Annotated in this window: 13 protein-coding genes; 9 read left to right on the forward strand and 4 right to left on the reverse strand. The window is 60.5% G+C overall.

Features of this window, described 5'->3' with window-relative positions:
• Window positions 1-120 precede the first annotated feature (120 nt).
• The gene (locus AC1DVE_RS25865; protein WP_150725910.1) at window positions 121-1,020 is read left to right on the forward strand and encodes a hydroxymethylglutaryl-CoA lyase; all 900 of its coding nucleotides are present in this window, start codon (window positions 121-123) and stop codon (window positions 1,018-1,020) included.
• Between the two features lie 617 nt (window positions 1,021-1,637).
• On the opposite strand, the gene AC1DVE_RS25870 is transcribed toward AC1DVE_RS25865, so the two are convergent.
• A complete protein-coding gene (locus AC1DVE_RS25870; protein ID WP_223459913.1) occupies window positions 1,638-3,335 on the reverse strand; it encodes an AMP-binding protein in 1,698 nt (565 codons plus the stop codon).
• Window positions 3,336-3,540: 205 nt separating this feature from the next.
• On the opposite strand from AC1DVE_RS25870, the gene AC1DVE_RS25875 reads away from it, so the two are divergent.
• From AC1DVE_RS25875 to AC1DVE_RS25890, 4 genes are read left to right on the forward strand one after another with little or no spacing between them, the layout of a single operon-like run.
• The gene (locus AC1DVE_RS25875) at window positions 3,541-4,704 is read left to right on the forward strand and encodes an isovaleryl-CoA dehydrogenase (RefSeq protein ID WP_223459915.1); all 1,164 of its coding nucleotides are present in this window, start codon (window positions 3,541-3,543) and stop codon (window positions 4,702-4,704) included.
• Window positions 4,705-4,716: 12 nt separating this feature from the next.
• Window positions 4,717-6,324: a carboxyl transferase domain-containing protein gene (locus AC1DVE_RS25880; protein WP_056724065.1), complete on the forward strand. Its 1,608-nt coding sequence runs from the start codon at window positions 4,717-4,719 to the stop codon at window positions 6,322-6,324.
• 13 nt (window positions 6,325-6,337) lie between these two features.
• On the forward strand, window positions 6,338-7,150 hold the full coding sequence (locus AC1DVE_RS25885) for a gamma-carboxygeranoyl-CoA hydratase (RefSeq protein ID WP_477784316.1): 813 nt from the start codon (window positions 6,338-6,340) through the stop codon (window positions 7,148-7,150).
• Window positions 7,150-9,105 (forward strand): acetyl/propionyl/methylcrotonyl-CoA carboxylase subunit alpha, encoded by a 1,956-nt coding sequence (locus AC1DVE_RS25890; protein ID WP_223459919.1) that lies wholly within the window; start codon window positions 7,150-7,152, stop codon window positions 9,103-9,105. Before AC1DVE_RS25885 ends, AC1DVE_RS25890 begins: the two co-directional genes overlap by 1 nt.
• Before the next feature lie 39 nt (window positions 9,106-9,144).
• Here the strand turns inward: AC1DVE_RS25890 and AC1DVE_RS25895 are convergent, their stop codons facing one another.
• The gene (locus AC1DVE_RS25895; protein WP_223459921.1) at window positions 9,145-9,792 is read right to left on the reverse strand and encodes a LexA family protein; all 648 of its coding nucleotides are present in this window, start codon (window positions 9,790-9,792) and stop codon (window positions 9,145-9,147) included.
• 129 nt (window positions 9,793-9,921) lie between these two features.
• On the opposite strand from AC1DVE_RS25895, the gene AC1DVE_RS25900 reads away from it, so the two are divergent.
• A complete protein-coding gene (locus AC1DVE_RS25900) occupies window positions 9,922-10,263 on the forward strand; it encodes a DUF6124 family protein (RefSeq protein WP_150725904.1) in 342 nt (113 codons plus the stop codon).
• Between the two features lie 483 nt (window positions 10,264-10,746).
• Window positions 10,747-11,898, forward strand: coding sequence for a M14 family metallopeptidase (locus AC1DVE_RS25905; protein WP_223459922.1), 1,152 nt, complete (start codon window positions 10,747-10,749; stop codon window positions 11,896-11,898).
• Window positions 11,899-11,960: 62 nt separating this feature from the next.
• On the opposite strand, the gene AC1DVE_RS25910 is transcribed toward AC1DVE_RS25905, so the two are convergent.
• Window positions 11,961-12,506 carry a cytochrome b gene (locus AC1DVE_RS25910; RefSeq protein ID WP_223459924.1) on the reverse strand — a complete coding sequence of 182 codons (546 nt, stop codon included), beginning with the start codon at window positions 12,504-12,506 and terminating at the stop codon, window positions 11,961-11,963.
• Window positions 12,503-13,588 (reverse strand): catalase family peroxidase, encoded by a 1,086-nt coding sequence (locus tag AC1DVE_RS25915; RefSeq protein ID WP_223459926.1) that lies wholly within the window; start codon window positions 13,586-13,588, stop codon window positions 12,503-12,505. The genes AC1DVE_RS25910 and AC1DVE_RS25915 overlap by 4 nt, the downstream gene beginning before the upstream one ends.
• Window positions 13,589-13,751: 163 nt before the next feature.
• Between AC1DVE_RS25915 and AC1DVE_RS25920 the strand changes: the two genes are divergently transcribed.
• Both AC1DVE_RS25920 and AC1DVE_RS25925 read left to right on the forward strand, forming a co-directional pair.
• Window positions 13,752-14,258, forward strand: a complete 507-nt coding sequence (locus AC1DVE_RS25920) for a sigma-70 family RNA polymerase sigma factor (protein WP_223459927.1) — start codon at window positions 13,752-13,754, stop codon at window positions 14,256-14,258.
• A complete protein-coding gene (locus AC1DVE_RS25925) occupies window positions 14,255-15,007 on the forward strand; it encodes an anti-sigma factor family protein (protein WP_223459930.1) in 753 nt (250 codons plus the stop codon). Before AC1DVE_RS25920 ends, AC1DVE_RS25925 begins: the two co-directional genes overlap by 4 nt.
• The last annotated feature ends 26 nt before the right edge of the window (window positions 15,008-15,033 follow it).

Raw genomic sequence — 15,033 nt, forward strand, 5'->3', positions numbered from 1 at the left:
CCTGCTCGCGATAGCGCCGGGTCAGTCGACATCAGCGTTGAATTTGCTACCGCCATCGCGAGCAGGCTCGCTCCCACAGGGATCACTGCACAATCAGACAATCAGCACAGGTCGAACCCCATGCCCCTCCCCACCCACGTACGCATTGTCGAAGTCGGCCCACGCGACGGCCTGCAGAACGAGGCCCAGCCCATCAGTGTTACCGACAAGGTGCAACTGGTCGATGCGCTGACCGCAGCCGGGCTCGGCTATATAGAAGTCGGCAGTTTCGTGTCGCCCAAGTGGGTGCCGCAGATGGCCGGCTCCGCCGAGGTTTTCGCGCAGATCCAGCGTAAACCGGGCGTGGTCTACGGCGCTCTCGCCCCCAACCTGCGCGGTTTCGAAGATGCCCTCGCCGCCGGGGTCAAGGAAGTGGCCGTGTTCGCGGCGGCGTCCGAAGCGTTTTCCCAGCGCAACATCAATTGCTCGATCAGCGAAAGCCTGGAGCGTTTCGGGCCGATCATGGAGGCCGCCAGACAACATGGAGTGACCGTGCGCGGGTATGTGTCCTGCGTGCTGGGCTGCCCCTATGAAGGTAACGTCGCCCCGGAGCAGGTCGCCGTGGTCGCTCGCGAGTTGTATGCCATGGGCTGCTATGAAGTTTCGCTGGGGGACACCATCGGCACCGGTACCGCTGGCGCAACCCGCAGGATGTTTGAAGTGGTATCGAAGGATGTGCCCCGGGAGAAACTCGCAGGGCACTTCCACGACACCTACGGTCAGGCTGTGGCCAACATCTACGCCAGCCTGCTGGAAGGCATCTCGGTGTTCGACAGCTCCATCGCCGGTCTGGGCGGCTGCCCCTACGCCAAGGGCGCCAGCGGTAACGTCGCCACCGAAGACGTGGTTTACCTGCTCAACGGCCTGGGCATCGACACCGGAATCGACCTCGACGCCTTGATGCTCGCCGGCCAACAGATTTGCACAGTATTGGGTCGCCCTACCGGTTCCCGCGTGGCCAAGGCCCGCAGCGCACAGTGAGTGCGCTGAGTGTGTCCGGGTGTTACCGCTGTGTCTGAAACGTGGGTGGAAGCGAGTAACACGGAAACAAAATGTAGGGGTTTGCCTGAGGCGCAAAACCCTATAAATTTGCAAACCATTGATTTTAAAGGCTTTTAAAAAGTTGGCATGCCTCCTGCAATATCTATCGCACAACAAGAATAAAAAAATTGCGGCAAACCTAATAAAAACAAGACGTAACGACTCTGACATAACAAAAACAACACGGCAGAGACGCAGCTAACAGATTTTTTTGGAGAAGATGTGCTTTTCAGGGTGCTTTTCGGAGTTACCCGCAACCGGACAGAGAATAATAAAACTACCTTCAGGTAGCTCCCGTACTGGTTGGATCGCTCAGCGAGAAAGTAGATCAGCGCTCAAAAAAATACGTTTGCTCTTGATCCCGAATGGGGATCGCCAAAAACAGCGGTAAAGGGCAACGGTTGCCAAAAACAAAAACAGACCGACCCTCAATAATAAAAAAAGAGCACGCGCAACGAAAATTAAAGGGGAGCTTCGGCTCCCCTTTGTGCTGTCTGGCATTCAGGTTTTCCCCAATCAAATGTGGGAGCGGGCTTGCTCCCACAGGGGATTTGTGGTCAGGCTTTATTGATGCGCAACTCCTCGACACTGATCTCGCGCATCCTGAATTTCTGGATCTTGCCAGTCACCGTCATCGGAAACTCCTCGACGAACTTGAAGTAACGCGGCGTCTTGAAGTGCGCGATGCGCTCCTTGCACCAGGTTTGCAGCTCTTGCTCGGTGGCGCTGTGGCCGGGGTGGAACTTGATCCAGGCGACGATCTCTTCACCGTAGCGCGAGCAAGGAATGCCGATTACCTGCACGTCCGCAACAGCCGGATGGGTGAAGAAAAATTCTTCCAGCTCCCGCGGGTAAATATTCTCACCGCCGCGGATGATCATGTCCTTGTTGCGCCCGGCAATGCACACGTAACCCTCGTCGTTCATGCTCGCCAGATCACCGGTGTGCATCCACCCCGCCTGGTCGATGGCGTCCGCCGTGCCTTCGGGGTTGTTCCAGTAACCGAGCATCACGCTGTAACCGCGGGTGCACAGTTCGCCGATGGTGCCGCGCGGTACAAGATTGCCCGCTTCGTCAATGATCTTGCTTTCCAGTTGCGGCTGCGTGCGGCCAACGGTGGTCACGCGCAGTTCCAGGTCGTCTGAAGGACCAGTCTGCAACGACACCGGACTGGTTTCCGTCATGCCGTAGGCGATCTGCACTTCGCTCATGTGCATTTCGCTGATGACCCGGCGCATCACCTCGATAGGACAGGTCGCGCCCGCCATGATCCCGGTGCGCAGGCTCGACAGGTCGAATTCGGCACGCTGGGGCTGATCGAGCATGGCGATGAACATGGTCGGTACGCCGTACAGCGCAGTGGCTTTCTCTTCGGCGACGGTGCTGAGGGTCAGCAGCGGATCAAACGCATCGTTTGGGTAAATCATGGTGCTGCCGTGGGTGATACAACCAAGGTTGCCCATGACCATACCGAAGCAGTGATACAACGGCACCGGGATCACCAGGCGATCAGCGGCGGTCAGGCCGAGGCTTTCGCCGACCATGTAACCATTGTTGAGAATGTTGTAGTGACTGAGGGTCGCGCCCTTGGGGAAACCGGTGGTGCCGGAGGTGTACTGGATATTCACCGGCTGATCGAAATGCAGGCTGTCCTGACGCTCATGCAGTTGCTCGACCGTGACGCCGCCCGCCAGATCGGCCAGTTGCGACCATGGCAGGAACCCCGAAGGTGGCTGCACATCCAGGCTGATGACGCCACACAACTCCGGCAGCCGCTCACTCTGCAACTTGCCGATGGATTGCCCGGCCAACTCCGGCACCAGGCCTTGCAGCATCGCGTGATAGTTCGAGGACTTGAAGGCCCCGGCACACACCAGCCATTGGCAGCCGGACTGCTTCAATACGTATTCGAGTTCGGAACTGCGATACGCCGGATTGATGTTGACCAGGATCACGCCAATTTTCGCGGTGGCAATCTGGCTGATGCACCACTGCGCACAGTTCGGCGCCCAGATGCCGAGGCGATCCCCGGCTTGTAGCCCCAGCGCCAGCAGTGCTCTGGCATGCAGGTCCGCGGCCTCGGCCAATTGCCGCCAGGTGTAACGCAGCTGTTGATGGCGCACCACCAGCGCCTCCCCGTCCGGGTACTGCGCAACCGTGTTGTCGAACGCCTGGCCAATGGTCATCGCCAGCAAGGCTTTGTCCTGGGAACCACGGGTGTAACTGCGTTGCGGGCTTGCACTGGGTTGATCCATGACGACCCCTATTGTCTTTATTTATGGGCTACCGGCGGTCCCACAGGAGTGGTCCGCATTCTATCTTGAACTGCCTCTACTCTCGCTCAAGTTGACGTTAACGTAAAGGGTGATTGACAGCCATTCGTCACAGGCTTACGTTAACGTAAAGGTGAGAACCCAATCACGGCCCTCCCTGCCCTACAAAAAAGCCAAAAGGTGACCCATGAGCTATCCATCCCTGAACTTTGCCCTCGGTGAAACCATCGACATGCTGCGCGATCAGGTTCAGTCCTTCGTCGCCAAGGAGATCGCCCCGCGCGCCGCTCAGATCGACATCGACAACCTGTTCCCCGCCGACCTGTGGCGCAAGTTTGGCGACATGGGCCTGCTGGGCATTACCGTGCCGGAAGAGTACGGCGGTGCCGGCCTGGGCTACTTGGCCCACGTGGTGGCCATGGAAGAAATCAGCCGAGGCTCGGCTTCGGTGGCGTTGTCCTACGGCGCTCACTCCAACCTGTGCGTCAACCAGATCAACCGCAACGGCAACCACGAACAGAAATCCAAGTACCTGCCCAAGCTGATCAGCGGCGAGCACATCGGCGCCTTGGCCATGAGCGAGCCGAATGCCGGTTCCGACGTGGTGTCGATGAAACTGCGCGCCGAAAAACGTGGCGACAAGTACGTGCTCAACGGCAGCAAGACCTGGATCACCAACGGTCCGGACGCCAACACCTACGTGATCTACGCCAAGACCGACCTGGAAAAAGGCCCTCATGGCATCACCGCGTTCATCGTCGAGCGCGACTGGAAAGGCTTCAGCCGCAGCAACAAATTCGACAAGCTCGGCATGCGCGGTTCGAACACCTGCGAGCTGTTTTTCGATGACGTTGAAGTGCCGGAAGAAAACATCCTCGGCGTGCTCAACGGCGGCGTGAAAGTGCTGATGAGCGGCCTCGACTACGAGCGCGTTGTCCTTTCAGGTGGCCCGACCGGGATCATGCAGGCGTGCATGGACCTGATCGTGCCGTACATCCACGACCGCAAGCAGTTCGGCCAAAGCATCGGCGAATTCCAGCTGATCCAGGGCAAGGTCGCCGACATGTACACCCAACTCAACGCCAGCCGCGCCTACCTGTACGCCGTGGCCCAGGCCTGCGAGCGCGGCGAAACCACACGCAAGGACGCCGCCGGCGTGATCCTCTACAGCGCCGAACGCGCCACACAAATGGCCCTCGACGCAATCCAGATTCTCGGTGGCAACGGCTACATCAATGAATTCCCGGCCGGCCGTCTGTTGCGTGACGCCAAGCTGTACGAAATCGGCGCGGGCACCAGTGAGATCCGTCGCATGCTGATCGGTCGCGAACTGTTCAACGAAACCCGCTAAACGGAGCTGTCCATGGCTACCCTGCATACCCAGCTCAACCCCCGTTCAGCGGAGTTCGCCACCAATAGCGCGGCGATGCTCAAGCAGGTCGACGCGTTGCACACATTGCTCGCCCAAGTGGCGCAAGGTGGCGGCCCGAAGGCTCAGGAACGCCACACCTCGCGGGGCAAACTGCTGCCTCGCGAGCGCATCAACCGCTTGCTCGATCCGGGTTCGCCATTTTTGGAGATCAGCCAACTGGCGGCGTACGAGGTGTATGGCGAAGACGTTCCGGCGGCTGGCGTGATTGCCGGGATCGGCCGTGTGGAAGGCGTCGAGTGCATGATCGTCGCCAACGACGCCACGGTGAAAGGTGGCTCGTATTACCCGTTGACCGTGAAAAAACACCTGCGCGCCCAGACCATCGCCCAGCAGAATCGTCTGCCGTGCATCTATCTGGTGGACTCCGGCGGCGCCAACCTGCCGCGCCAGGATGAAGTGTTTCCGGACCGCGAGCACTTCGGGCGGATCTTCTTCAACCAGGCCAACATGAGCGCCATGGGCATTCCACAGATTGCGGTGGTCATGGGTTCCTGCACCGCTGGCGGCGCCTATGTACCGGCGATGGCCGACGAAGCGATCATGGTCCGCGAACAAGCGACGATCTTCCTCGCCGGTCCGCCACTGGTGAAAGCCGCGACCGGTGAGGTGGTCAGTGCCGAGGACCTCGGCGGGGCCGATGTACATTGCAAGATTTCCGGGGTGGCCGACCATTACGCCGAGAGCGATGAACACGCCCTGGCACTGGCACGCCGCAGCGTCGCCAACCTCAACTGGCGCAAGCAAGGTGAGGTTCAGCAACGCACACCAATCGCCCCGCTCTACAGCAGCGACGAGTTGTACGGCGTGGTCCCGGCCGACGCCAAGCAACCGTTTGACGTGCGCGAAGTGATTGCGCGGCTGGTGGATGGTTCGGTATTCGACGAATTCAAGGCGTTGTTCGGGACGACGCTGGTCTGCGGTTTTGCTTACCTGCACGGTTACCCGATCGCGATCCTCGCCAACAACGGCATCCTGTTCGCTGAAGCGGCGCAGAAAGGCGCGCACTTTATCGAACTGGCGTGCCAGCGCGGCATCCCGCTGCTGTTCCTGCAGAACATCACCGGCTTCATGGTCGGCCAGAAATACGAGGCCGGCGGCATCGCCAAGCACGGCGCAAAACTGGTGACCGCCGTGGCCTGCGCCAAGGTGCCGAAATTCACCGTGATCATCGGCGGCAGCTTCGGGGCCGGTAACTACGGCATGTGCGGTCGGGCTTACGATCCACGCTTCCTGTGGATGTGGCCGAATGCGCGCATCGGCGTGATGGGTGCCGAACAGGCGGCCGGCGTGCTGGTGCAGGTCAAGCGCGAGCAGGCCGAACGCAGCGGCCAGGGTTTCAGCGCCGAACAGGAAGCCGAGATCAAGCAACCGATCCTCGACCAGTACGAAGAACAGGGTCACCCCTACTATTCCAGCGCGCGCCTGTGGGACGACGGTGTCATCGACCCGGCCCAGACCCGCGACGTACTGGCCCTGGCCTTGTCCGCGTCGTTGAACGCGCCAATCGAACCGAGCCGCTTCGGCGTGTTCCGGATGTGATCGGGAGAAGAACATGAGCGACTTCAACACCCTCGAACTGCTGACCGACCCCCGTGGTTTTGCCACGCTGTGGCTCAGCCGTGAAGAAAAGAACAACGCCTTCAATGCCGAGATGATCCGCGAGCTGATCCTCGCCCTCGACAAAGTCGCGAGCGATACCAGCCTGCGGTTTCTGATCGTGCGCGGTCGCGGCAAGCATTTCAGCGCCGGCGCCGACCTGGCCTGGATGCAGCAATCGGCCGAGCTCGATTACGCCACCAACCTCGATGACGCCCGGGAACTGGCGGAGTTGATGTACAACCTGGCCAAACTCAAAGTGCCGACCCTGGCGGTGGTGCAAGGCGCAGCCTTTGGTGGCGCGCTGGGCCTGATCAGTTGCTGCGACATGGCCATCGGCGCCGATGATGCGCAGTTCTGCCTGTCGGAAGTGCGCATCGGCCTGGCACCGGCGGTCATCAGCCCGTTCGTGGTGCAAGCCATTGGCGAGCGCGCGACACGTCGCTATGCCTTGACCGCCGAGCGCTTCGGCGGGCAACGGGCTCGGGAAATCGGTTTGTTGTCGGAGAGCTATGCAAGTGCCGAGCTGGAACAGAAAGTCGAGCAGTGGATCGACAATCTGCTGCTCAACAGTCCGGCCGCGATGCGCGCCAGCAAGGACTTGCTGCGCGAGGTCGGCGACGGCTCACTGACCCCGGCATTGCGTCGCTTCACCGAAAACGCCATCGCCCGCATCCGCGTCAGCCCAGAAGGCCAGGAAGGCCTGCGCGCCTTCCTGCAAAAACGTCCGCCGAGCTGGCAAGCCGAAACCACCAAGGAGCCCCGTTGATGAGCGCACCTGTCCTCACCACCCTGTTGGTGGCCAACCGTGGCGAAATCGCTTGCCGGGTGATGCGTACCGCCAAGGCCCTGGGCCTGACCACCGTGGCCGTGCACAGCGCCACCGACCGTGACGCCCGGCACAGCCGCGAAGCCGACATTCGTGTCGACCTCGGTGGCAGCAAAGCCGCCGACAGCTATCTGCAAATCGACAAACTGATCGCTGCCGCCAAGGCCAGCGGCGCCCAGGCGATTCACCCCGGCTACGGTTTTCTGTCGGAGAACGCCGGATTCGCCCGCGCCATCGAAAACGCCGGCTTGATATTCCTCGGCCCGCCCGCCTCGGCCATCGACGCCATGGGCAGCAAATCCGCCGCCAAAGCCTTGATGGAAACCGCTGGCGTGCCGCTGGTGCCCGGTTATCACGGCGAGGCTCAAGACCTCGACACCTTCCGCGATGCCTGCGAGCGCATCGGCTACCCGGTGCTGCTCAAGGCCACAGCCGGGGGCGGCGGCAAAGGCATGAAAGTAGTCGAGGACGTCAGCCAACTGGCCGAAGCCCTGGCCTCGGCCCAACGTGAGGCGCAATCGTCGTTCGGCGACTCGCGGATGCTGGTGGAGAAATACCTGCTCAAGCCACGTCATGTGGAAATCCAGGTGTTCGCCGACCAACACGGCAACTGCCTGTACCTCAACGAACGTGACTGCTCGATTCAGCGGCGGCACCAGAAAGTCGTCGAAGAAGCCCCGGCGCCAGGCCTTAGTCCGGAGCTGCGGCGCGCCATGGGCGAGGCCGCCGTGCGTTCGGCGCAGGCCATCGGCTATGTCGGCGCTGGCACCGTGGAGTTTCTGCTGGATGCGCGGGGCGAGTTCTTCTTCATGGAGATGAACACGCGTCTGCAAGTGGAACACCCAGTCACCGAAGCCATCACCGGTCTCGACCTAGTGGCCTGGCAGATTCGCGTGGCTCGTGGCGAAGCATTGCCGATGACTCAAGACCAGGTACCGCTGGTGGGTCACGCGATCGAAGTGCGGCTGTATGCCGAAGACCCGGGCAATGATTTCCTGCCGGCGACCGGTCGTCTGGAGCTGTATCGCGAATCCGCCCCGGGGCCGGGGCGTCGGGTGGACAGCGGCGTTGAAGAAGGCGACGAGATCTCGCCGTTCTATGACCCGATGCTCGGCAAGTTGATTGCCTGGGGCGAGGATCGTGAACAAGCGCGTTTGCGCCTGCTGAGCATGCTCGGCGAGTTCGCCATCGGCGGGCTGAAGACCAACATCAATTTCCTGCGGCGCATCATCGGCCATCCGGCATTTGCCGCTGCTGAACTGGATACCGGCTTTATACCGCGCTATCAGGAGCAGTTGCTGCCGGCCCCTGCGGAACTCAGCGATGATTTCTGGCAAGCCGCCGCCCAGGCGTTTGCCCAGAGCCAACCGCCTGCCACCCGATCCGATGACCCGAGTTCGCCATGGGCGGCGGGTAACGGGCTGCGCGCTGGACTGCCGAGAGAAATCACCCTTCACCTGAGCTGTGAAGGCCAGGACCGGGCGCTGACGCTGGGCGACATCAATGCCCACCGCGCTCGACTCAAGGGCGAACATCTACTGACCGAGCAGGCTGGCGTGCGCCGTCAACACCGCGCAATACGCCGTGGCGAACATGTGTACTTGCAGTGGGATGGCGAGTTGCACCGCATCGAGGCTTACGACCCGATCAGCGCCGTCGAGGCCAGCCACAGCCATCACGGCGGACTGACCGCCCCCATGAACGGCAGCATCGTGCGCGTGTTGGTGGAGGCCGGGCAATCGGTCGAAGCCGGGGCGCAATTGGTGGTACTTGAGGCCATGAAGATGGAGCACAGCATCCGCGCGCCCCACGCCGGGGTGATCAAGGCGCTGTATTGCCAGGAAGGCGAGATGGTCAGTGAAGGCAGTGCGCTGGTCGAACTTGAAGAAGCGTGAAATGAAGATCGGTCCTACGCATCGCGAGGACCGATCTGATCAGAACCTGGCTGTTGCCTGAACTACTACGCCGATGATTCGACATTCTTCGGCGTACAAGGCTTTCGGATACGTCGGATTGAGCGGGACCAGATAACGCTGCCCGCCCTCTTCGATGAGCTTGCGGAACGTGGCTTCGGTGCTGTCCGGCCACTGGGCAATGACCAGTTTGCCAGGCTCGGCGTCCACCGCCGGGTCCACCAGAATCAGCATGCCTTCCGGGATGCTGATGCCATTGGGTGCGGTCATCGCATCGCCTGCCACTCTCAACCAGAATGCCGGCCCCCGGGCGTGGTAATCGGACAGTTCAAAGTGCCCTTTTCCATACACCGCAACCTCGCCGTCGCGCACTTCGGCAGGTTCGCGCCAGTCACTGACCGGGTAGCGAAAGTACGGGTTGTACTTCTGTGTCAGGGGGATTTCGTCATCCGTTGACGCCTGCGGTTCCCGGATCACCAGCGCCACTTCGAGAAACTCAAGGCCCAGCGCCCGAAGCACACGGTTCATGTCTTCGATGCCGGGTTCACGACGTTTGTTGAGCCAGTGGCCAATGCCGCCCTGGGACATCCCGAGGCGCTCGGCGAGTATCTCTTGAGTGATTTTGAGTTCACTCATCTTGGCCTTGACCAATTCAATCCATTTATCCATGTGCGGCACGATACGTGGGCGACTCCGGCCATCAAAACACAAATTGTAGTATTTAAATTATCGTCACAAATACAGTTCGTATTAGGATCGATTCACGGATCTGAATCTAACACGGAGCTTGCCATCGCCATGAACCAACCCACCAATGACCTGCCGGACATGCAAATCGACACCACCTTCACTTCGCCCCTGGGCTCAGCGGCGGCACAACGCGCGCTGGACTATTACTTGAAACCAGCTATTTCAGAGGAAGTGGCCGAGCCGCGTTTTTTTGATGTGAACCGCAATATCAGCGGCGAAGAGGCACTGGTCCATGCTTTGGACCTGTTGCGCTGTGCTGCCGCCACTGCGTACGAGTCAGCCAATCACCTGCAAGGCGCAAATCGCGACCTGGCGTTTTCGACGGTGCACATGATCGACATGGCCAAGGCGATGGTCGATCGATCACTGGAGAAGTATGAAAACGGTTGAGGTGAGAAGGCAAATCGAGAGGGCAGGAAAGAGTTTTCCTGTCGCGCAGGTAAAAACGCTTGACCTGCAAACGAGAATGATTATTATTGCATCCACTGATCGCGAGATCAGTCGATGGACCAGGTGACCTTAGGTCGGTCTCCTGGACTATCTCCTCATCAGGCTAATCACGGTTTTTGACCCGGCTTTTTGCCGGGTCTTTTTTTGCCAGTTTTCTGGCTTTGGCTTCAGGCTAATGAAGTCTTTGGGTGCCGCAAATTCGATGGCGCGGATGATATCAAAAGAATGCCGGTTGGCGAGAGAAGCCCGGCATCATGGGTTGAAACCAGCGACAGATAGCACTTGAGAATCAATCGCACAGTCTCTAAGCTGCGACGGCGTCAAGGAGGACGCCCCCACCTCTGCACCCCGCAATTTCCCTCGGTTTCACCTCACTCTTGCGTGTAAAGTAGCCGCCATAAAAATCATATTCAGGACCCGATTATGGCCGTGGCTAAATCCTCTTTCGACATCAGTGCCAACTTCGACAGCGGCAACATCCAGGTGATCGACGTCAGCGACCCGCTCAAGCCCCTGCTGGCGATCCGCCCCGATACCAAAAGCAACCATTTCCAATGGTTCCACTTCAAGGCCAGTGGCCTGCATGTCGGCCAGGAGCACTGGTTTCGCCTGAACAATGCCAGCCAATCCTCCTATAACAAGGCCTGGACCGGCTATCAGGCGGTGGCGTCCTACGATCACGTCAACTGGTTCCGCGTACCCACCATTTTCGAAGGCGACTGCCTGCGATTCAGCCTCGAAGCCGAGCAGACCCATGCCTGGTTCGCCTACTTCGAACCCTACAGCCGTGGTCGCCACGATTGGCTGATCGAGCAGGCGCTGACCAAGGCCGGCACCGAACTGCTGGCCACCGGCAAGAGTGTCGAAGGTCGCGACATCCAGTTACTGCGCAAAGGCACCGGCGCCGAAGGCCAGCGCAAAGTGTGGATCATCGCCCAGCAACATCCGGGCGAGCACATGGCCGAGTGGTTCATGGAAGGCGTGATCGAGCGCCTGGAAAAGCACGACGACCCGGTGCTGAACAAACTGCTGGCCAGCGCCGACCTGTACCTGGTGCCCAACATGAATCCGGACGGTGCTTTCCACGGTCACTTGCGCACCAACGCCATGGGCCAGGACCTCAATCGCGCCTGGCAGAACGCCAGCCAGGAGACCAGCCCGGAAGTCCTGTTCGTACAGCAGCAGATGGAAAAGTACGGCGTCGATATGTTCCTCGACGCTCACGGTGATGAGGAAATTCCTCACGTGTTCACCGCCGGTTGCGAAGGTAATCCAGGCTACACGCCACGGATCGAAAAGCTTGAAGAGCACTTCCGCAGCCACCTGAAGCACACCACCAAAGACTTCCAGACCAAGTACGGCTACACCCGCGACGAACCGGGCCAGGCCAACATGACGCTAGCCTGCAACAGTGTGGGTCAGAAGTACGACTGCCTGTCGCTGACCTTGGAAATGCCGTTCAAGGATCACGACGACCATCCGAACGCGGAAACCGGTTGGTCGGGCAAGCGTTCTAAACAGCTGGGCAAGGATGTGTTGACCACGCTTGCAGATATGGTCGACACCTTGCGCTGATCACCCTTCAAGATCAAAAGATCGCCGCCTGCCGCAGGCTGCGATCTTTCTCTGCATTGCAACTAGCCGCGATCCTTGCCCCGCAACATGCTGTCCAGCACCTCATCGCGACGCACCCAGCCGTGAAACAACGCGGCCGCCAAATGCAGCAACACGGTCAGAAACAGCAGGTACGCCAGATACCCATGCGCCTTGCGCAAAAACGCAAACACTTGTGCGTTCGCCGGCACAATCGACGGTAATTGCAGCGAGCTGCTGAGCATCACCGGTTCGCCGGAGGCCGAAATCATCGCCCAGCCCAGCAGCGGCAAAACCAGCATCAATGCATACAACAAGACATGCGAGGCCTTGGCCGCGAGTACTTGCACACCCGGCATGTCCGCCGGCAGAGGTGGCTGTGTGGTGGAGAAACGCACCACCAGGCGCACGATCACCAGCAGCAAGATCGCAATGCCCAAGGGTTTGTGCAGATGAATCAGCCATTCATGCCGCTCGGAGACCGAGGCAACCATGCCGGCACCAATAAACAGCATGGCAATGATCATCAACGCCATCAGCCAGTGCAGCAGTCGCGCCAATGGAGCGAAGTGGTTCGGTTGAGTGCTCATTGCTGGGCCTCCTGTTTGGCGGCGGGCAACTGGCTGACTTCGCTGGTGCGACGCAGGTAGGAATTGGCGTAACCGGCTGAGCGAGCGGCGAGCAACGGGTCGTCGGACCCTTCGATGCCGGCGGGCAATACCAGCGGGTCGTAGTTGATGTCACGGCATTCGCCATTGAGTTGCGGCTGGGTTTTTTCCAGCACCAGCGTGCCCGCGTTCAACACTTTGCGCCCTTCAGGCCAGGCTTTGCTGGCATCGTTCACTAGATCGCCAGGATTGGCCAGGATGATGTTCAACTGCCAACGCAACGGCCCTGCGGCAATGCGCTGAACCAGGTCTTTCTCCAGAAAGTCGCCCCCCTCCGGCGCCGCAGCCCCCGGAGCATCTTGAGCCACCGGCACCATGCTCCAGCGCACGGCCTGGCGTTGTCCGGTAGCGCTCACCAGATAAAACGCGTTGACGCTGTTATAGGTCTCCGTGACGTAACTGGCTGACGGCTTGGCGGTCTTGATCCAAGCCAGGAACGGTGCGGATTCGGGATGTGAACCAAAGAACGCCGGCACGGCCTTGGGGTCCGGTTTGCCGGTGGCCGGGTCTGGCGACTGGGCTTTTTGCAGTTGATAGAACGCCTCGGGCGTGCCCACCGGGAACACCGGCATGCTGTTCATCCCCGTGCGCCACTGCTGGCCGTTGGCCTGGGTGAAGCGCAAGGCCAAGCTGCGGATCGGCACGGCACTGTCCGGCGCGTAAGGGTTGCCGGCGGGCAAGGCGAATCGTCCGACCACCGGTGTCCGCGCTTCGTTCAACACCTGAGCGGTGGAATAGCTGCGCGCCTCACCGCTGCTCTCGAAATGCCCGATCACGCACACGCCTTTGGAATGGTTGCGACGGAATCCCGGGTGCACGCCGTTGTTGGTTTCCAGCACGTTGATCAGTTTCTTCGGGGTCAGGCGCTGTGGGTCAAAGGTGCCGTTGACGTAGGCAAACGCCCCAGCCACGGCGGCAACGACCACGGCAATGCCAGCCAGACGCAACGTCAGGCTCGCCGCACTCAAGGGTGGCCGGGTTGGCGGTGATGATCGATCTACCATGAAAGACTCCAGGGCCATCGGCCACAAATGAGAGGAATCAAGCAGACGAACCGCACGCAGGTTTATTCCCACGCGCGGTTTTTATTTTTTCTGACGTGGAATAACCTCGAATGCCGGGCGTCTTCCTGGTCCACAGTCCAGCGTAGTGACTAGCCAGAACTTCATGAACGATATCGACGAACAACTCAGAGAAATCATTCCCGGACTGCGGCGGTTTGCCGTGTCGTTGACGCGCAACACCAGCAGCGCTGACGACCTGGTGCAGGCGAGCCTGGAGCGGGCGCTGTCGAGTTGGGCCGGCAAACGCACCGAGGGCGACTTGCGCGCCTGGCTGTTCTCGATTCTCTATCGGCAGTTTCTCGATGCGCACCGCCGCTCCCGGCGCTATGCGCGCATGCTCGAATTCTTCACCGGGCGTGACGATGCCCAGCCCTCGGTGGAGCGCACCGTGATTGCACAATCGACCCTCAACGCTTTCGACCGACTGCCCACCGAGCAACGCGCGCTGCTGCTCTGGGTGTCGGTGGAAGGCTTGAGTTACAAAGAGGTCGCCGAGATTCTCGACGTACCCACCGGCACCGTGATGTCCCGCCTGTCCCGGGCTCGCCAGGCCCTGCGCCAACTCAGCGAGGGCGAAATCAACCGCCCTTCCCTGCGGAGACTCAAATGATCAGCATGCCCCCCAGCGAACGAGACCTGCACGCCTACGTCGACCACCAACTGAGCGACGCCGACCGACGCCTGGTGGAGACTTTTCTGGCCGGTAACCCGGAGATGGCCGCGCAAGTGCGCGCCTGGCAGCAGGATGCCCAGACACTACGCGCAGCCCTGAGTGGTGCCTTGCAACAACCCTCGAACCCGGACCTTGATCCGGCGGTGATACGCCAGCGCCTCAAACGCCAATCCCGTCGACACCTGGCCAGTGCCGCGGTGTTGCTCATCGCCGTCAGCATCGGCGGTTTCAGCGGTTGGCAAGCGCGGGAGATGACGCTCGCGAATCCCCAGCTGCCAATGACCGATGCCCTGCAGGCCTATCGCCTGATTGCCCAGCAAGGCCTCCTACCGGCGGATTACAAGGCAAGCGACGACGGCGACATGCAGGGTTGGCTCGACCGCTACTTCACCCAGGCCAATCGCCTGCCCGACCTCTCGGGTGCCGGGTTCAAGCCGGCCAGCGGGCGTTTACTGAGTACCGAGCAAGGCCCTGCGGCAATGGTGGTCTACGAGGATCAGAGCGGGCAGAAAATCAGTTTCTATGTGCGCCCGCCAGGGCCGAAAAACTTTCTGCTGCCCAGGGGCAGTCGCAGTGATGGCGAGTTGCAGGCCGAGTACTGGTCGGGAAGTGGCTACAACTATGCGATGGTCAGCCCGGCGGATACGCCAGCGGCGCGGATGCTCAGCAAAACCGTACAGTATTGATGGTGACACCAATCAAATGTGGGAGC

The sequence above is a fragment of the Pseudomonas sp. P4_B4 genome (genome assembly GCF_056402255.1).